Raw genomic sequence first — 19,693 nt, 5'->3', positions numbered from 1 at the left:
TAAAATTAAGGAGGTGAAAAGGATGGCTATCACACAAGAACGTAAAAATGAATTAATTGCTAGTTTTAAAACACATGAATCTGATACTGGATCACCAGAGGTTCAAATTGCTATCCTAACTGAGGACATCAATAACTTAAACGAACACTTACGTCTTCACAAAAAAGACCACCATTCACGTCGCGGTCTATTAAAAATGGTAGGTAAGCGTCGTAACTTACTAACTTATCTACGAAATAAAGATGTAACTCGTTATCGTGAGTTAATCACAAAGCTTGGTTTACGTCGTTAATTACTTCAAAAGCGGGATTTATCCCGCTTTTTTAGTGTATTTAAATATGGATAATGTAATAGGTTAAAGTTTTAGTTTTTTTCTAATCCTATCATGTTTTTTTCTTAACCTATTTACATACAATAACAACATTGATATGTTGAATTTAAATAGTTCATACACTAGTACATAACATAATGTTACTATTTAAGAGAGGAGTTTTACATATATGGGTCAAAATAAGCAAACATTCTCCATAGATTGGGCAGGTAGAAACCTTACTGTCGAGACAGGTCAATTAGCTAAACAAGCAAATGGGGCTGTTCTAATACGTTATGGGGATACAGCTGTGTTAAGTACAGCAACTGCTTCAAAAGAACCAAAGCCTCTAGATTTCTTTCCTTTAACAGTTAATTATGAGGAGCGTTTATATTCCGTAGGGAAAATTCCAGGTGGTTTTATTAAAAGAGAAGGTCGTCCAAGCGAAAAGGCCATTCTAGCTAGTCGATTAATCGATCGTCCAATTAGACCATTATTCGCAGATGGTTTTAGAAATGAAGTACAAGTTATTAGTATTGTTATGAGTGTTGATCAAGACTGCTCATCTGAAATGGCTGCAATGTTCGGTTCTTCATTAGCACTTTGTGTATCAGATATTCCATTCGATGGACCAATTGCGGGTGTTACAGTAGGTAGAATTAATAATGAATTTATTATTAATCCAACTGTTAAACAAATGGAACAAAGTGATATTCACTTAGTTGTAGCAGGTACGAAAGATGCCATTAACATGGTTGAGGCTGGTGCAGATGAAGTCCCTGAGGAAACGATGCTAGAAGCAATTATGTTTGGTCATGATGAAATTAAGCGTCTTATTGAATTCCAAGAAGAAATTGCTTCAGCAGTAGCAAAAGAAAAAATAGAAGTTAAACTGTTTGATTTAGACGCAGATCTTGAAAAAGAAATTCGTCAATTTGCTGAAAAGGACTTATTACAAGCTATTCAAGTTCATGAAAAACATGCAAGAGAAGCTGCCATTTCTGAAGTGAAAAAAGCAATTGTTGCCAAATATGAAGAAACTGAAGCTGACGATTCCACAATTAAACAGGTAAAACAAATTATATCTAAGTTAGTCAAGGCAGAGGTAAGACGCCTGATTACAGAAGAAAAGGTACGACCTGATGGGCGTGGAGTTGATGAAATAAGACCTCTTTCATCTGAAGTAGGTTTATTGTCAAGAACTCATGGTTCGGGTTTGTTTACTCGAGGACAAACTCAAGCTTTAAGTATTTGTACTCTAGGTGCTCTTGGAGATGTGCAAATTTTGGATGGGATTGGGATTGAGGAATCAAAACGTTTCATGCATCATTATAATTTCCCACAGTTTAGTGTAGGGGAAACAGGTCCAATGAGAGGTCCAGGCCGTCGAGAAATTGGACATGGTGCATTAGGTGAACGAGCATTAGAACCAATTATTCCGACAGAAAAGGATTTTCCATATACAATTCGTCTAGTCTCTGAGGTACTTGAGTCAAACGGTTCAACATCTCAAGCAAGTATTTGTGCTAGTACGCTAGCAATGATGGATGCAGGTGTTCCAATTAAAGCTCCAGTTGCCGGTATTGCGATGGGTCTTGTAAAATCTGGAGAGCATTATACTGTCCTTACAGATATTCAAGGTATGGAAGACGCACTAGGAGATATGGACTTTAAGGTTGCGGGTACAGAAAAAGGTGTTACCGCTTTACAAATGGATATAAAAATTGATGGACTATCCAGAGAAATCCTTGAAGAAGCATTACAACAAGCAAAAAAGGGTCGTATGGAAATATTAGAATCAATGCTTGCAACACTGTCAACACCTAAACAAGAACTTTCCAAATATGCACCGAAAATCTTAACGATGAAAATTAATCCAGATAAGATTAGAGATGTAATTGGTCCAAGTGGAAAACAAATTAATAAAATCATTGAAGAAACAGGTGTCAAGATCGATATTGAACAAGATGGTATGGTATTTATCTCATCAGTAAATGATGAAATGAATCAAAAGGCGAAGAAAATCATTGAAGATCTTGTTCGTGAAGTTGTTGTTGGTCAAATGTATCTTGGTAAGGTAAAACGAATTGAAAAATTCGGTACCTTTGTTGAAATTTTCAATGGTAAGGATGGGCTAGTTCATATCTCTGAACTTGCTGAAGAACGTGTTGGTAAGGTGGAAGACGTTGTCTCGTTAGGGGATGAGATTTTAGTGAAAGTAACTGAAATCGATAAGCAAGGTCGGGTTAACTTATCAAGAAAAGCGGTTTTAAAAGAGCAAAAAGAAAAGCAAGAAGGTTAAAGTGGAGGCCGGGAAAACCGGGCTCTTTTTGGGTTGAGCGTCTATTATATCAAATCATCTTGTTTCGTGGTATCCTAAGGATCACTAAAATATGACTATACTTAAAAATTGTTAGATGATTGCTTCACATTCAACTAAGTCTTCGTTTTTTCGGTTCTACCTTGTCCCCTTTTTACATATTTTTTAGTAATAAGGGGGATACATAATGCTAAGGAAGATAATCTTTACCGCTGGATTTCTATTAATCTTAACTGTTAGTATCGGGTATATTAATAATCCTTTTAGCTCTTCATATGTTGATCAATTGAAATATACTAGCTTGGCTGCTTCAAAGCACCAGGACAATTTGTACGAAAAGATTGTATCAAAATCAGAGGAGTATAACATACCAGCTCAAAATGCAATAATAGATAAAGTATGGAAGGCAACTCCGGGATACAATGGTTTAGAGGTGGATATTGAAGCTTCTTATAAAAAAATGAAGATTAAAGGTTTGTTTGAAGAAAAACATCTTGTCTACCGACAGACCAAACCATCTATTCATTTAAGTAATTTACCTGCGGAACCAATTTATCGTGGTCATCCAGATAAACCAATGGTGTCATTTTTAATTAATGTGGCTTGGGGTAATGAGTATATTCCTGATATGCTAGAAACGTTAAATAAACACCATGTAAAAGCAACGTTTTTTTTAGAAGGTAGATGGGTAAAAGAAAATCCAGAGATGGCTAAGATGATCGTTGATGCAGGGCATGAAATTGGAAATCACTCCTATTCACATCCAGATATGAGTAAACTTTCCCATGCATCTATTAGAGAGCAGTTAGTAAAAACAAATGATGTTATAAAATCAGTAACAGACATTACCCCAACCTGGTTTGCTCCACCTAGTGGTAGCATGAACGGTGAGGTGATTAAGATTGCTGACCAAATGTCATTGAAAACGGTATTATGGAGTGTTGATACAGTTGATTGGCAGCGACCAGAACCACATGTATTAGTAGAACGTGTAATTAGTAAAGTCCATAAGGGGGCTTTTATCTTAATGCACCCTACATCTCCAACAGCAGAGAGTCTTGAAACCCTAATTTTATCTATTAAACAAAAGGGATTTTCGTTCGGATCTGTTACAATGATGGTAGACGAATCTAGACTTTCAATTAATAAAAAAAACAATAAAACAGATGAATCTGAAAATGGAGCAGTTATGAAGGAGGAGTAAGATTGATCAAAAAATATACGTGTCAAAACGGAGTAAGAATTGTACTTGAAAACATCCCGACGGTTCGCTCAGTCGCAATTGGAGTGTGGATTGGTACCGGTTCACGGAATGAAAACTTAAAAGATAATGGGGTTTCTCACTTTCTTGAGCATATGTTTTTTAAAGGAACAAAAACAAGATCAGCACGTGAAATAGCAGAATCCTTTGATAGTATCGGTGGGCAAGTAAATGCATTTACTTCAAAGGAATATACTTGCTACTATGCAAAGGTTTTAGATGATCATGCAGAGTACGCATTAGATGTCTTAGCAGATATGTTCTTTCATTCGACTTTTGATGAAGATGAATTAAAAAAGGAAAAAAATGTTGTATATGAAGAAATTAAGATGTATGAAGATACACCAGATGATATTGTTCATGATGTTCTAAGTCGAGCTACATACGGGGATCACCCACTTGGTTACCCAATTTTAGGTACAGAAGAAACACTTGCAACTTTTAATGGTGATACATTAAGAGAATACATGGATGGTCATTACACACCAGATAATGTGGTGATTTCTGTGGCAGGCAATGTTTCTGAAGATTTCCTTAAATCTGTAGAAAAACTATTTGGTGACTTTGAAACCAGCGGAAAAAAACGCGAATTTGAGAAGCCGAGTTTTAATAATCAAAAGCTATCTAGACAAAAAGATACAGAGCAAGCTCATCTTTGTATTGGTTTTAATGGTTTAGAAGTCGGTCATGAAAAAATTTATAGCCTAATCGTACTAAATAATATATTGGGTGGAAGTATGAGCAGCAGATTGTTCCAGGATGTAAGAGAACAAAAAGGTTTGGCTTACTCAGTCTTTTCCTATCATTCATCATTTGCAGATAACGGTTTGCTAACCATCTATGGAGGAACTGGAAGTAAACAATTAAATCAATTATTTGAAACAATTCAGGACACATTAACAACACTTAAAGCTGAAGGTATTACTTCTAAAGAATTGGCCAATAGCAAAGAACAAATGAAAGGTAGCTTAATGCTAAGTCTTGAAAGTACAAATAGTAGAATGAGCAGAAACGGTAAAAATGAGCTACTTCTAGGACATCACCGTTCACTAGACTCTATTATTGAAATGGTAAACGAAGTAAGTGAAGAAAGTGTAAATACTCTTGCGAACCAATTATTTACAGACTCTTATTCCGTTGCTTTAATAAGTCCCGATGGTCATTTTCCTGAGAAACTTCAGTAACATTTTGATTTGAATGGTCTTGGCAGCTCAGACAAGTACGAAAGCTGTCTTTTGTTACTAGATTCGTTCTTACATAAGTTAATAATACCAATACGGTTTGGTTCACGTGTTAGAGGTGCTAAGAAGGTCTTTTAAAATGTAAACAATTAGTAAATGCCTATAATTTTAAAATTATAGGCATTTTTATATGCTTATGAACGATAAGATAATAGAAAGGGGGAATGGACATGAGATTGAGTGAATTAAGTGGAAAAGAAATTGTTGATGTGAAGCGGGCTGAACGTTTAGGAGTCCTAGGTCAAACTGATTTAGAAATTAATGAACAAACTGGCCAAATAACCTCTTTAATTATTCCTTCATTAAAATGGTTTGGATTAAGAAAACAAGGACAGGAAATTCGTGTACCTTGGCAACACATTAAAAAGATTGGAACCGATATGATCATCCTCGATATTCCAGATGAACAAATTGAACAAATAGAATAAGCATCGATATCGATTGGTCATGCATTAGGAAATAACTTGTCCGTAGAAAGAATGAACGATGTATAATTAATACCAAATACCAAATACGTTTTGTAAAAGGGAAGCCAAAATGGTTTCCCTACTTTTATAAATAAGCGTTTATTCCGTTTTTTGGAATTGTATAGTGTTCAGCTATAAAGTTCAGCGCCTAGTGAACTTCACCCTCCTCCTTAAGATAAGTCAACATCGGATCGCTTGAGCTATTCATGTTGACTTTATCAGATTACGAAGTGTTCCAATTTATACCTCGCTAAACAGGCTCTTGCACCTTTCTTATAAAACTATCTATGCGCTTATACCAAATCTCTCCTTGTTAATCACCTATCCACCATTCCCTACATAGTATGTTGGAGTAAGTTATCCTACAAATTCATGAAATGAAATCAGATAACATGCCGAAAAGAAGGTGAACGATCGAGATGTTAACAGGATTAAACGTAGCTGTTATCGGCGGTGATGCAAGACAGCTCGAAGTTATCCGTAAATTAACTGAACTGGATGCAAAGCTATTTCTCATTGGTTTTGACCAACTAGATCATGGCTTTACTGGTGCAATCAAAGTAAAGATTGATGAAGTAAAATTCGATGAAATAGATGCAGTTATTTTACCAATCCCTGGAACCAATCATGAGGGATTTATTGATACGGTATTTTCAAATGAAGAAGTTCAATTGACTGAAGATTTACTAGCAATAACTCCAGACCATTGTGTCATTTATTCAGGAATAACAAATTCTTACTTAGATAAGATTGTTCAATCAACTAATCGGAAGTTAATCCAATTTTTTGAGCGGGATGATGTCGCAATATATAATTCTATTCCAACTGTTGAAGGAACGATTATGATGGTTATTCAACACACTGATATTACCATCCATGGTTCAAACGTAGCTGTATTAGGTTTAGGAAGAGTTGGAATGAGTGTCGCTAGAGCATTTTCAGCCCTAGGAGCAAATGTAAAGGTAGGTGCGAACGATACTGCCCACCTCGCAAGAATTACCGAAATGGGTCTCACCCCATTTTGTTTGAATGATTTAAAAGAAGAAGTAAAAAACATTGATGTTTGTATTAATACAATTCCACATTTGATTGTTACTGCCAAAGTTATTTCTAATATGCCTACACACACTTTAATTGTAGATTTAGCTTCTAAACCAGGCGGAACAGACTTTCGTTATGCAGAAAAACGAGGAATTAATGCGTTGTTGGCTCCAGGGTTACCTGGCATTGTTGCCCCAAAATCAGCTGGCCAAATTATTGCTAATATCCTCTCACAACTATTGACTGAGTTATTAATAGAAGGAAAGGGGACTACATCATGAGGTTAACTGGAAAGCGATTAGGTTTTGGAATTACTGGTTCTCATTGCACATATGAAGCGGTATACCCACAGATTAAATCTTTATTAGATGAAGGTGCGGATATCATTCCTGTAGTATCACATACTGTTAAAAATACAACAACTAGGTTTGGCGCTGCAGGAGAATGGGTAGAAAAAATCGAGAAACTTACAGGTAACACTGTAATCGATTCTATTGTTGCAGCAGAACCGCTTGGACCAAAACTCCCTCTTGATTGCATGATTATCGCACCACTAACAGGTAACTCAATGAGTAAATTTGCCAATGCATTGACCGATTCTCCTGTTTTAATGGCAGCTAAGGCAACATTAAGAACTCATCGACCTGTTGTTTTGGGGATATCAACAAATGATGCTCTTGGATTAAATGGAGTAAATCTTATGCGATTAATGGCAACGAAAGATATTTACTTTATACCATTTGGTCAAGATGCCCCTGAAAAAAAGCCTAATTCGATGGTTGCGAGAATGGACTCATTACTTGAAACTGTGTTAGCGGCTTTAGAGGGTAAACAATTTCAACCAGTAGTTATTGAAAAATATCGAGATATAGAAAATTAGTTTTTGATCTTATGATTTAAAATTTAAGTCTATACTTGCTCCAGTCATGTAGGGTTAGAAAGGCAAGTAAAAGAATAATAGCTTGCCTTAGGTCAATTTATGAGAGACAATAATGAATGCAAAAATGGAAATAAGTTAAAAATACAATAAAACAATAAAAAAATTTCAAACCATTCGACAATTAATGTGATAGAATAATACGTAAAAGATTTGAAGCTATTTAATTAAATTTCTTGTAAATAGCTGGAAGGAGCTAGTGTTAATGGAAGCAAAAGGTTATCATGTAGCAGTAGTCGGAGCAACAGGAGCGGTAGGGCAGCAGATGCTTGAAACCCTAGAAAAACGTAATTTCCCAATTTCAAAACTAATTTTGCTTTCGTCTGAACGATCAGCAGGTACTAAAATCACGTTTAGAAACGAAGAATATACTGTTCAAACAGCAACTCCAGATAGTTTTGAAGGAGTTCAAATTGCATTATTTAGTGCTGGTGGTAACGTATCTAAGCAATTAGCTCCGGAGGCTGTTAAACGCGGAGCCATTGTTGTAGATAATACGAGTGCATACCGTATGGACGAAAATGTACCACTAGTCGTACCTGAAGTGAATGAAGAAGAATTAAAGAATCACAAGGGAATTATTGCAAATCCAAACTGTTCTACAATCCAAATGGTTGTAGCCTTAGAACCAATACGTCAAGTATATGGCTTAAATAAAGTAGTCGTTTCAACCTACCAAGCCGTTTCTGGTGCTGGTGTTGCTGCAATAAATGAACTAAAGGAGCAATCTAAAGCTATCCTAGAAGGTAAGGAATTTACACCAGAAATTTTACCTGTCAAGGGTGATGAAAAACACTATCAAATTGCATTTAATGCCATTCCTCAAATTGATAAATTCGAAGACAATGGTTTTACTTTTGAGGAAATGAAAATGATTAATGAAACGAAAAAAATAATGAACATGCCTAAATTACATGTAGCCGCAACTTGTGTGCGCTTGCCTGTTGAGACAGGACATTCTGAATCGGTTTACGTTGAAATTGATCAGCAAAATATATCATCTGAAAAGATGAAAGAATTATTAAAGAATTCTGAAGGTGTAACTCTTCAGGATGACCCATCAACGCAAGTTTATCCAATGCCGGCATATAGTGTAGGCAAAAACGATGTATTTGTCGGTAGAATTAGAAAAGATTTAGACTGTGATAAAGGCTTCCATATGTGGATTGTTTCTGATAACCTATTAAAGGGTGCAGCATGGAATTCAGTTCAAATTGCTGAGAGTCTTGTGAAATTAAATTTAGTTTAAGCTTAATTTTAGAAGAGAGCAGGCCCAAGACCAGCTCTCTTCTCTCACGTCTATAGTAGAGGTGTTAAAATGAAAATTATTGTTCAAAAATTCGGAGGAACATCTGTTAAAGATGATCATGGTCGGAAACTGGCGTTAAAACATATTAAAGATGCATCAAATCAGGGGTATAAAGTAGTTGTTGTCGTTTCTGCTATGGGTAGAAATGGTGATCCTTATGCTACAGATACATTACTTAGTTTATTATATGGCGGCATAGACCAAATCACTACAAGGGAGCAAGATATGCTCCTGAGTTGCGGTGAAATGATCTCCTCAATTGTATTTTCAAGTATGTTAAATGAAAATAATCTAAAGGCTACTTCCTTAAATGGGGCTCAGGCAGGTTTTAAAACTAGTGATGAACATACCAATGCGAAAATACTGGAAATGGACTGTGAACGCTTGCTCAAAGACCTAGCTTCACACGATGTAGTAGTAGTTGCTGGTTTCCAAGGTTCATCAACAGTTACTGGGGATATGACAACAATCGGTAGAGGTGGAAGCGATACATCTGCTGCTGCAATTGGTGCTGCTCTAGAAGCAGAGTATATAGATATCTTTACTGATGTAGAAGGTGTTATGACTGCAGATCCACGTATTGTTGAAAATGCTAAATCATTGGATAAAGTAACCTACACTGAAATAGTTAATCTGGCTTATCAGGGGGCTAAAGTAGTCCACCCTCGGGCTATTGAAATTGCTATGCAATCAGAAGTGCCAATTAGAGTAAGATCAACATATTCAGAGTCAGCTGGGACATTAGTTTCAGCTAATCACAGTTCAAAAAGGGGCAGTGATGTAAGTGAAAGGCTAATAACTGGAATTGCCCATGTTTCAAATGTGACACAAATTAAAGTCAAAGCAAAAGAAGGTCAATACAACGTACAAACCGAAGTATTTAAAGCGATGGCTAAGGCAGGTATAAGTGTAGATTTTTTTAATATAACGCCAAATGGTGTTATTTATACAGTAACTGATAACGTCACTGATCGTGCAAAAGTCATTTTAGAGAAACTTGGTTATGATCCAATTATTAATAGACATTGTGCAAAAGTATCTACTGTAGGTGCAGGTATTATGGGTGTCCCTGGTGTAACATCAAAAATAGTGACAGCTCTTTCTGAAAAAGGGATAAAAATCCTTCAATCTGCAGATAGTCATACAACAATTTGGGTATTAGTGAAAGAAGAAGATATGATAAAGTCGGTTAATGCTTTACACGAAGCCTTCGATCTATCAAAATAAGAAATGTATTGGCTAAAAGGTCAGTCACTTAGCATCACTTAGCTAATACAAAACTTTATACTATCTTAAAGTAGATAGGCAACAAAAGGAGTGAGAGAGAATGAGTCATTTTGGAAAACTTTCAACAGCTATGGTTACACCGTTTGACAAAAACGGAAATATTGATTTTCAAAAAACATCAACTTTAATTGACTATCTTATTAATCATGGAACTGATTCTTTGGTTGTAGCAGGTACGACAGGCGAATCTCCAACGCTAAGTAACGAGGAAAAGATTGCGCTAATTAAACATACTGTTAAAGAGGTAAATGGTAGAATACCTGTAATTGCTGGAACTGGTAGTAATAACACTGCTGGTTCAATTAAACTTACTAAGCAAGCAGAAGAAGCAGGTGTTAATGCAATTATGCTTGTTGTTCCTTACTATAATAAACCAAGTCAAGAAGGACTATATCAACACTTTAAGGCTATTGCGGAGTCGACTAAGCTTCCAATCATGCTTTATAATATTCCGGGTAGAAGTGTTGTTAATATGTCTGTTGATACCATTGTAAGGTTATCAGCGCTAAGTAATATAGTTGCTGTTAAAGAGGCAAGTGGAAACCTAGATGCGATGGCAGAAATTATTTCAAAAACGAATGATGACTTCGTCTTATACTCGGGTGATGATAGTTTAACACTGCCTGTATTATCAATCGGTGGCGCAGGAGTAGTTTCGGTGGCCTCACATATTATCGGAGCAGAGATGCAAGCAATGATTTCATCATTTTTAAGCGGCGACTTTCTTTCGGCAGCAAAGCAGCATCGTGCCTTATTACCAATAATGAAGCAACTTTTCACAGCACCGAATCCGGTACCTGTTAAAACAGCTTTACAGGTTAGAGGATTAGATGTAGGATCTGTTCGATTACCTTTGATTCCATTAACAGGATCTGAGAGAAATGAGTTAATGGAAGTAATTAATTCTTTATAATAGGATTTCCACTATATGGTCATTATCAGTACTCCTTAAAATCTCATAAAACGTGATTCTTTAAAGGGCTTGATACAATGTATCAAGCCCTTTTTCTTAGGGCGTCATTGCTCTTTTACAATTATACAAAGGGCAGAATCTTAATAATAAATAGCTGAAATAAAAGAAGTAGCAAATATAATTTGGCTTCATTCTGAGGCTGTTTTTGATTACATAGCTTATCTTTACAGATAAAGCCGATCGCTGATTATTTGGAATGAAAAATTATACGGCGAAAATTTCCTTGTATTCCATTTCTTTCATCAGTTATAATGATTCTAAGTGACAGTGATCGGGTAAATCAATGGGGAGGATTTAATATATAATGGAAAAGACAGAGAATATAAAATTAATTGCCTTAGGTGGCGTAGGTGAAGTCGGTAAAAATATGTTCGTAGTTGAGATTAATTCTGATATTTTTATCGTGGATGCAGGATTAATGTATCCTGAGGGTGAGATGCTAGGAATTGATATGGTTATTCCGGATATTACTTACTTAAAAGAGAATAAAGACCGTGTTAAAGGAATTTTTCTTACACATGGCCATGATGAGAGTATTGGTGGAATTTTTTACCTCCTAAGCAATATAAGTGTACCTTTATATGGGACAAAGCTTACGTTGGCTTTAGTGGGTGAAAAACTTAAAGAAACTCGTATGAAACATACTGTGTTAGTAAAAGAGATAAATACCGAGACTGAATTACCTTTTGAAAATACAATTGTATCATTTTTTAGAACAAATCATAGTATACCAGACGCTGTTGGAATAAGCTTTAAAACGTCTATCGGTTCAATTGTTCATACAGGTGATTTTAAATTTGACCTTAGTGATAATCAAATGGATATTGGGAAAATTGCTAAGATCGGTGAAGACGGTATTTTATGTTTACTTTCGGATAGTATTAACGCTGAAAAACCGGGTTATTCTGGTTCAGAAGCAGTAGTTGGTGAAGAAATAGCTGACGTTATGTACAATGCAGAAGGAAGAGTAATCGTAGCTGTATTTGCATCAAATCTAGTTCGAATCCAACAAGTTATTAACGCAGCAGTGAAAAGTAACCGAAAGCTGGCAGTTGTTGGGAAAAACATGAGGGAAATACTTAATTTGGCAATAAACCTAGGATATATTGACGTTGAAAAAGAATTACTTATTTCAGTCAATGATCTTAATAATTATTCTCTTAAGGAAACAGTTATTTTAACAACTAGCAACCAAGGAGACCCACTCTCTGTTTTAACTAGAATGGCTAAACAAACACATAAACAAGTGAACGTAGTACAAGGTGATACAATTCTTGTTGCATCTACCCCAATACCAGGTCATGAACTTGTATTCTCAAAGACAATTGACTTACTATTTAGAGCTGGTGCAAATGTCATTTTTGGACAAAAACAAATCCATGTTTCAGGACATGGTCACCAAGAAGAATTAAAAATGATGCTAAATTTAACAAAACCAAAGTACTTTATTCCAGTACATGGTGAATATAAAATGCAAAAGGCTCATAGTAAACTTGCCTTGGAAGTAGGAATTGACAAGGAGAATATTTTCCTTGTAGATAAAGGCGAGGTTGTAGAGTTTAAAGGTGATACTGTATATACAAGTGGTAAAGTACCATCAGGTAATGTATTAATCGATGGGTTAGGGATTGGTGACATTGGAAATATCGTACTTCGTGATCGCCGATTGTTATCACAAGATGGTATATTAATTATTGTTGTCACACTTGATAAATATAAAAAGAAAATTATTTCTGGACCGGAGATCATTACTAGAGGTTTTGTATATGTCCGTGAATCTGAGGAATTAATTGGGAAAGCAACAGAAATTGTATCGACTATTGTACAGAAAAACTTGCAAGAAAAGACGATAGAATGGTCTGCTTTAAAATTAAGTATTAGAGAGTCACTGAATCAGTTTCTTTATGAGAAAACGAGAAGACGACCGATGATTTTACCTATTATCATGGAAATTTAAAATATATATCTAATGATTGAATTTATTTAGTAAACAAAAAGCATTGATTGATTTTTTGATTAATGCTTTTTTATTTGTTAAGCAAGTCTGCTTTTTTAACAATTCTTTAGATTAGAGCCTCTCTAAACCAGGGGTTCTTATTTGTTTCAGAGCTTGATTATGGAGCCTTGGGTTATGTTTTTATCTCTCTCAGTTTAAATCGCATGAAAAAATCATGGTTGTTAATACTATAAAGAGAATGAACTTAGAGAGGATGATAAACATGACAAACACTGATCATTACATACAAGGGGACCATGAAAATGAAGGATCAGAAAAGCAGGATGGAAAAGAAACCTCCATTGTTGAGAAAATTCAACAATTAGGTCAAACGAATGTTCCACAAATGGCGCAGGATTCAAAAATCCATTGTTTAACGATTGTGGGGCAAATTGAAGGTCATATTCAGCTTCCCCCACAAAATAAAACAACAAAATATGAACATGTTATTCCACAGATTGTAGCTATAGAACAAAATCCAAAAATCGAAGGGTTATTGGTTATTTTGAATACAGTAGGTGGTGACGTAGAAGCAGGGTTAGCTATTGCGGAAATGCTTTCCACAATTTCAAAGCCAACCGTATCAATTGTTTTAGGTGGCGGCCATTCAATTGGAGTTCCAATTGCTGTTTCCTGCGATCATTCTTTTATTGTTGAATCAGCAACAATGACTATTCACCCTGTGCGATTAACTGGTTTAGTTATTGGGGTACCACAAACATTTGAATATATGGATAAAATGCAGGATCGAGTGATTAATTTTGTGACAAAAAATTCAAATATTACTGAAGAAAAATTCAAAGAGCTAATGTTTTCAAAAGGGAATTTAACACGTGATATTGGGACAAATGTTGTAGGTAAGGATGCAGTTGAATATGGATTAATAGATGAAGTTGGTGGTGTAGGCCAGGCGATACAAAAACTCAATAGTATCCTTGAAACTTCTACAGACAAGCAGGTGCTCCAATGATCTTTTATACAATAATGCCTGATGAGTTAATGTTTCCAACTCAAGAAGAGGAGTATCAAAAGCAATCAGTTGTTAATCATAACGGTGTCCAACTTCTTGTACAAGAAACAGAAAAGTCACAGTTTGAAATCCTTCGTGTCCTAAGTAGTGACCCACAACATTTTCTAGAAAGTCAATATTGTCCTGGTCAAAAAATTACGATGTCCATTTCTACCTCAGAGGGTAATTATGGTATAATAGGATAGCACTGAAAAAGCAGCCAGTACGGCTGCTTTCTTCATTTATAAAGGTTCTTTTCTAAAATTTTGTTACTATATAAGGGTAATTTAATGAAAAGAGCACGACAATATACTTTTATCGTGAGCTTTATTACTCTGTACGGAAAACACAATCTTTACGAAAACAGCTTGAATTAAAGCCTTTTTCTATTCGTTTGTTGCTCCCGGCAATATAATTAAGTAATTAAGTGTTAAGAGATTTGGTTAAAAATAAGATATTAAACATACATAGGTGATAATTATGGTGAAACGTAAAAGAAAACAAAGAAAATCAAAGGACGATTGGAAAAAAACATTGAAGTTTGAGTTAGCAGGTATCGTTATTTTAGCAATATCCCTTATTGCGATTTCAAAACTAGGATTTGTAGGAACGACGTTTGTTCATTTATTCCGCTTTTTTAGTGGAGAGTGGTATATGTTGTTTCTTATCGGAATTATACTTTTTTCTTTCTATTTAATCTGGAAAAGACAAATTCCTACGCTATTTAATAGACAAATGATTGGAATCTATTGTGTAGTGGCTTCACTATTGTTACTTAGTCATGTAACATTGTTCAAAATGCTCTCTCATAATGGAACATTTGCTAGTCCTAGTGTCCTTTCAAATACAATCGAGTTATTTTGGATGGAGGTAAGAGGAGAATCACCTACAGTAGATTTGGGAGGTGGTATACTAGGTGCACTCTTTTATGCTGCTTCATATTATCTATTTGCAGAAGCCGGATCAAGAATCATTGCCATTGTTTTGATAGTAATCGGGATTATTTTAATTACAGGCAGATCACTTCAGGCTACATTAGCAAAAATATTCGTGCCAATAGGAGGATTTCTAAAAAATCAAGCTATTGGGTTTAAAGAAGATATGAAAAATATCCCCTCTGCCATGAAAAAGAAGCGAGAAGAACAAAAGCAAAAAAAGAAAGATAGAGAAGAAGCTGAGGCAGAGAAGAATATAGATGATGTCAGTGACGAAGAAGATATACAGCCGATCATCTCTAGCTTTTCAGATCGAGAAGAGCCTGAGAAGCAAGAAATGATTATTCATACACTTGATTCTGAACAACTTGATACAAATGCTGAGCAAATATCAAAACAAAGAACAGAAGAGTCAACGACTAAAGATGATACGAATGAGAAGGTAGATATTTCGCCTATTGCGTTTGTTGAGGTTGAGAATAAAGATTATAAACTACCACCAATCGATTTACTTAAGGCACCTAAACATAATTCTCAACAGGCGGATAAAAAGAATATTTATGAAAACGCGCGGAAGCTAGAAAAGACCTTTCAAAGCTTTGGTGTGAAAGCAAAGGTTACACAAGTCCATTTAGGGCCAGCAGTAACAAAATATGAAGTTTACCCAGATGTGGGAGTTAAGGTTAGTAAAATTGTTAATTTAAGCGATGATTTGGCTTTAGCTCTAGCTGCTAAGGATATTCGAATTGAGGCACCGATACCTGGAAAATCTGCTGTTGGTATTGAGGTTCCAAATTCAGAGGTAGCAATGGTTTCTCTTAGAGAAGTTTTAGATTCCAAAGCGAACGACCGACCTGATGCGAAATTATTAATCGGATTAGGTAGAGATATATCTGGTGATGCAGTCTTAGCTGAACTAAATAAGATGCCACATTTATTAGTAGCAGGTTCAACAGGTAGTGGTAAAAGTGTATGTATTAATGGCATAATCACCAGTATCTTAATGCGGGCAAAACCACATGAAGTAAAACTAATGATGATCGATCCGAAAATGGTTGAGTTGAACGTATATAATGGGGTACCCCATCTATTAGCTCCTGTAGTTACGAATCCTAAAAAGGCTTCCCAAGCATTAAAGAAGGTTGTCAATGAAATGGAACGTCGGTATGAGCTTTTCTCACATACTGGTACCAGAAACATTGAGGGTTACAATGAGATTATAAGAAGAAATAATCGCGAAGAAGAAGCAAAACAGCCAGAAATACCTTATATCGTTGTTATTGTGGATGAACTTGCTGATTTGATGATGGTAGCATCATCTGATGTAGAGGATTCTATTACTAGACTGTCTCAGATGGCACGTGCAGCAGGAATTCATTTAATTATTGCTACACAACGTCCATCGGTTGACGTCATTACTGGGGTTATTAAGGCAAATATTCCTTCAAGAATCGCTTTTAGTGTGTCATCACAAACTGACTCCAGAACAATCCTTGATATGGGGGGGGCCGAAAAACTACTTGGTAGAGGGGACATGCTCTTCTTGCCAGTAGGTGCCTCTAAACCAGTTCGAGTCCAAGGGGCATTCTTATCAGATGATGAGGTTGAACAAACTGTGGATTTTGTTATTGCACAACAAAAGGCGCAGTATCAAGCAGAAATGATTCCTTCTGATGTTGTTGAAGAACCAACCAAGAATGATGTTCAAGACGATTTGTATGAAGAAGCTATAAAGCTTATTGTAGATATGCAAACTGCTTCTGTTTCTATGTTACAACGCCGTTTCCGCATTGGATATACGAGAGCAGCTAGATTGATAGATGCTATGGAAGAAAGAGGTGTAGTAGGCCCTTATGAGGGCAGCAAACCTCGTGAGGTTCTTCTGTCAAAAGAGAAGCATGAGGAATTAACATCCTAGCTAACAAAGTGTTTGATACGGTATATAAAATAATAAATACAAAAAAGCTAAACAGGCTATAGGTACAATTCTTAGCCTGTTTAGCTTTTTTGTTATATCTTTTTCAAGGAATAAAGGATCCTAAGCAAATTAATTACGTGATGAATAATTATTTAAATTTTCATAATAAATTGATATATCGACAATGAAAGCCTCGTAAGGTTATTATAATAGTAGATGTACATAATTAGTCATTTAGGACTAAAAAAAGGATAAAAAACTAGATGAGAAGATGACGAAGTTTTCTACCAATTTCGACAAAATTCACTTTATTCTATTTATTTCTAATAAAAAACATGATATAGTATTTTCGATTAGAGATAGGTGTATAACATCAGATGTCTGATCTCTTGAACAAAGAGGATAAAGGGGAGGCGGACTTATTGACTATAAAATCTGACAATCGTCATTTGTATTTACAAGTTATTGATAAAATCAAGGAAGACATTGAAAAGGGTATCTATAAAGAAAAAGAAAAACTACCTTCTGAATTTGAACTTTCAAAAGGATTAGGGGTAAGTAGAGCAACATTAAGAGAAGCGCTACGTATTTTAGAGGAAGAAAACGTTATCATAAGAAGACATGGTGTTGGAACTTTCGTTAATTCGAAACCTCGTTTTACTTCAGGGATTGAACAATTAAATAGTGTCACTGCGATGATAGAAAATGCAAGCTTGACACCTGGGACAATTTTCCTTTCATCTTCAATAACAGATGCAACTGAGGATGAAATAAAGCGATTTAAATGTCAGGAAGCAGAGGACATCTTCTTATTAGAACGAGTCCGTACATCAAATGGTGAACCTGTTGTTTATTGTTTAGATAAAATACCGACAAATATTCTACCGGATACATTTGATCATGAACAGGAATCCCTTTTTAAGCTTTTGGAGGAAAAGGCTAATATCTATATTAGTTATGCCGTTACGCATATTGATCCAATCGGCTATCACGAAAAAATTTCTCCTATCCTTGAATGTGATCCTGAAACCTCGTTATTATTGCTAAAACAAATGCACTTTGATGATCAAGACCGCCCTGTTTTATACTCAATGAATTATTTTAGAGCAGATCATTTTAGTTTTCATGTCGTAAGAAAAAGATTATAGGAGCATGCTAAGAAAAGCGCAAGCGTCCGAAAGCTACGAATGAACTAGACTAAAGCATAAAGTATGAGATAAAGGAAACACGTACAGTAAATAACTGAGCCTTTACAAGCATATAAACTTAGTAAGATTACTTTACAATTGATTACAAAATATCTTAATTGTCATTTATCATTTTTGAAAGAATATAAATTAGACCTTTAATTAAGATTTTATTTCTGAAAAATTGACTGTGACTTTTTCTGTATGAAATCTATTAATAAATGGGAAAAGCAATTAACAACAACGCTTGAGAAAACAGCCTTAGTTAAGGAGGTGATTGTCCTCGGAATAGGTTTTTTAGTTAAATTAAGTGATGGAAAGTTATACTTAAAAATATTATATTGGGGGCTATAAAATGAAAAAGAAATATGGATTAGCACTATCATTAGTACTTGCAGCTGGAACACTCCTAGCAGGATGTGGCGGTGCAGATAAAGAGGAAGAGTCTGGTGGTGAAGGCGGCAGTAAATCAAAAGATAACTATACAGTCTCAATGGTAACCGATGTTGGTGGAGTCGATGATAAATCATTTAACCAATCAGCTTGGGAAGGAATTAAACAATATGGTGAAGAAAATAATCTTGAAAAAGATAAAGACTTCGCTTATCTACAATCAACAAGTGATGCAGACTATGCAACAAACTTAAATAACCTTGCTCGAAAAGATTATGACTTAATTTTTGGTATTGGTTACCAATTACAAGGCGCCGTAGATGAAATTGCCCAGCAAAAAGCGGACACAAACTTTGCGATTGTTGATAGTATTGTTGAACAGCCTAACGTTGCGAGCATTATGTTCAAGGAGCATCAAGGTTCATACCTTGTTGGTGTAGTTGCAGGTTTAACAACGAAAACAAATAATGTTGGATTCGTAGGTGGAATGGAGTCAGATTTAATCAAAAAATTTGAAGTTGGATTTGTTGAAGGAGTAAAGGCAGTAAATCCAGAAGCAAAAGTTGATATTCAGTATGCGGGAGCATTCGATGCAGCTGATAAGGGTAAAGCAATAGCATCTAGTATGTACGGTGGCGGTGCAGATATTATTTATCATGCAGCAGGTGGTACTGGTAACGGTGTATTCTCTGAAGCAATTGATTTAAAAGTTGCTGATCCTAAACGTGAAATTTATGTTATTGGTGTCGACAAAGACCAATATGAAGAAGGACAAGGTAAAACCAAAGATGGAGAAGAGTTTAATGTTACACTTACTTCTATGGTTAAACGTGTAGATGTTGCTGTTAAAGACCTTGCTGAAAAAGGAGCTAAGGGTGAATTCCCTGGTGGAGAAGTTATCGAATACGGTATTGAGGAAGAAGCAATAGGTATTGCTCCTGCTCCACATGATGAACATTTAACAGATGATATAAAAGCAAAAGTGAAAGAATACCAAGAAAAAATTGTTAATGGTGACATTGAAGTACCAACAAAATAAGCTTGAACTAAAAAGGGCTGATCTATTTATAGTCAGCCCTTTTATTCCTGAAAATCAATAAATGCAAATC

General features: G+C 35.4%; 17 protein-coding genes. All 17 read left to right on the top strand.

The features are described from left to right. Nucleotides 1–22: 22 nt before the first annotated feature. The 17 genes from rpsO to AC6CHR_RS01725 all read left to right on the top strand — a co-directional run bounded on the left by rpsO (nt 23) and on the right by AC6CHR_RS01725 (nt 19,623). Nucleotides 23–292 carry a 30S ribosomal protein S15 gene (gene rpsO, locus AC6CHR_RS01805; RefSeq protein ID WP_498246738.1) on the top strand — a complete coding sequence of 90 codons (270 nt, stop codon included), beginning with the start codon at nt 23–25 and terminating at the stop codon, nt 290–292. Between the two features lie 208 nt (nt 293–500). Further along, nucleotides 501–2,612 (top strand): polyribonucleotide nucleotidyltransferase, encoded by a 2,112-nt coding sequence (gene pnp, locus AC6CHR_RS01800; protein WP_498246737.1) that lies wholly within the window; start codon nt 501–503, stop codon nt 2,610–2,612. A gap of 205 nt (nt 2,613–2,817) precedes the next feature. After that, nucleotides 2,818–3,834, top strand: a complete 1,017-nt coding sequence (locus AC6CHR_RS01795; protein ID WP_498246736.1) for a polysaccharide deacetylase family protein — start codon at nt 2,818–2,820, stop codon at nt 3,832–3,834. A 2-nt stretch (nt 3,835–3,836) separates the two neighbouring features. After that, nucleotides 3,837–5,075 carry a M16 family metallopeptidase gene (locus AC6CHR_RS01790; RefSeq protein ID WP_498246735.1) on the top strand — a complete coding sequence of 413 codons (1,239 nt, stop codon included), beginning with the start codon at nt 3,837–3,839 and terminating at the stop codon, nt 5,073–5,075. Between the two features lie 227 nt (nt 5,076–5,302). Then, nucleotides 5,303–5,560: a YlmC/YmxH family sporulation protein gene (locus tag AC6CHR_RS01785; protein WP_498246734.1), complete on the top strand. Its 258-nt coding sequence runs from the start codon at nt 5,303–5,305 to the stop codon at nt 5,558–5,560. 458 nt (nt 5,561–6,018) lie between these two features. Further along, entirely contained in the window at nt 6,019–6,921 is a 903-nt protein-coding gene (dpaA, locus tag AC6CHR_RS01780; protein WP_498246733.1) for a dipicolinic acid synthetase subunit A, read from the top strand. Next, a complete protein-coding gene (locus AC6CHR_RS01775) occupies nt 6,918–7,520 on the top strand; it encodes a dipicolinate synthase subunit B (protein WP_498246732.1) in 603 nt (200 codons plus the stop codon). The genes dpaA and AC6CHR_RS01775 overlap by 4 nt, the downstream gene beginning before the upstream one ends. A gap of 262 nt (nt 7,521–7,782) precedes the next feature. After that, on the top strand, nt 7,783–8,826 hold the full coding sequence (asd, locus tag AC6CHR_RS01770) for an aspartate-semialdehyde dehydrogenase (RefSeq protein WP_498246730.1): 1,044 nt from the start codon (nt 7,783–7,785) through the stop codon (nt 8,824–8,826). A 69-nt stretch (nt 8,827–8,895) separates the two neighbouring features. After that, entirely contained in the window at nt 8,896–10,113 is a 1,218-nt protein-coding gene (gene dapG / locus AC6CHR_RS01765; RefSeq protein ID WP_498246729.1) for an aspartate kinase, read from the top strand. A 100-nt stretch (nt 10,114–10,213) separates the two neighbouring features. Further along, nucleotides 10,214–11,086, top strand: coding sequence for a 4-hydroxy-tetrahydrodipicolinate synthase (gene dapA, locus AC6CHR_RS01760; RefSeq protein WP_498246728.1), 873 nt, complete (start codon nt 10,214–10,216; stop codon nt 11,084–11,086). Between the two features lie 364 nt (nt 11,087–11,450). Then, the gene (locus AC6CHR_RS01755) at nt 11,451–13,103 is read left to right on the top strand and encodes a ribonuclease J (protein WP_498246727.1); all 1,653 of its coding nucleotides are present in this window, start codon (nt 11,451–11,453) and stop codon (nt 13,101–13,103) included. 262 nt (nt 13,104–13,365) lie between these two features. Further along, nucleotides 13,366–14,112: a ClpP family protease gene (locus AC6CHR_RS01750; protein WP_498246726.1), complete on the top strand. Its 747-nt coding sequence runs from the start codon at nt 13,366–13,368 to the stop codon at nt 14,110–14,112. Then, a complete protein-coding gene (locus AC6CHR_RS01745) occupies nt 14,109–14,357 on the top strand; it encodes a YlzJ-like family protein (RefSeq protein WP_498246724.1) in 249 nt (82 codons plus the stop codon). Before AC6CHR_RS01750 ends, AC6CHR_RS01745 begins: the two co-directional genes overlap by 4 nt. Before the next feature lie 274 nt (nt 14,358–14,631). Further along, a complete protein-coding gene (locus tag AC6CHR_RS01740; RefSeq protein WP_498246723.1) occupies nt 14,632–17,004 on the top strand; it encodes a DNA translocase FtsK in 2,373 nt (790 codons plus the stop codon). A gap of 422 nt (nt 17,005–17,426) precedes the next feature. Continuing rightward, the gene (locus AC6CHR_RS01735; protein ID WP_498246721.1) at nt 17,427–18,152 is read left to right on the top strand and encodes a GntR family transcriptional regulator; all 726 of its coding nucleotides are present in this window, start codon (nt 17,427–17,429) and stop codon (nt 18,150–18,152) included. A 243-nt stretch (nt 18,153–18,395) separates the two neighbouring features. After that, nucleotides 18,396–18,545 (top strand): hypothetical protein, encoded by a 150-nt coding sequence (locus AC6CHR_RS01730; protein ID WP_498246720.1) that lies wholly within the window; start codon nt 18,396–18,398, stop codon nt 18,543–18,545. Nucleotide 18,546: 1 nt separating this feature from the next. After that, nucleotides 18,547–19,623 carry a BMP family lipoprotein gene (locus tag AC6CHR_RS01725; protein ID WP_498246719.1) on the top strand — a complete coding sequence of 359 codons (1,077 nt, stop codon included), beginning with the start codon at nt 18,547–18,549 and terminating at the stop codon, nt 19,621–19,623. Nucleotides 19,624–19,693: the final 70 nt, after the last annotated feature.

The sequence above is a fragment of the Metabacillus sp. GQ13 genome, from assembly GCF_059758525.1.
The sequence above is the reverse complement of the archived record's forward strand: the minus strand, read 5'-3'. Positions and strand labels throughout refer to the sequence as shown.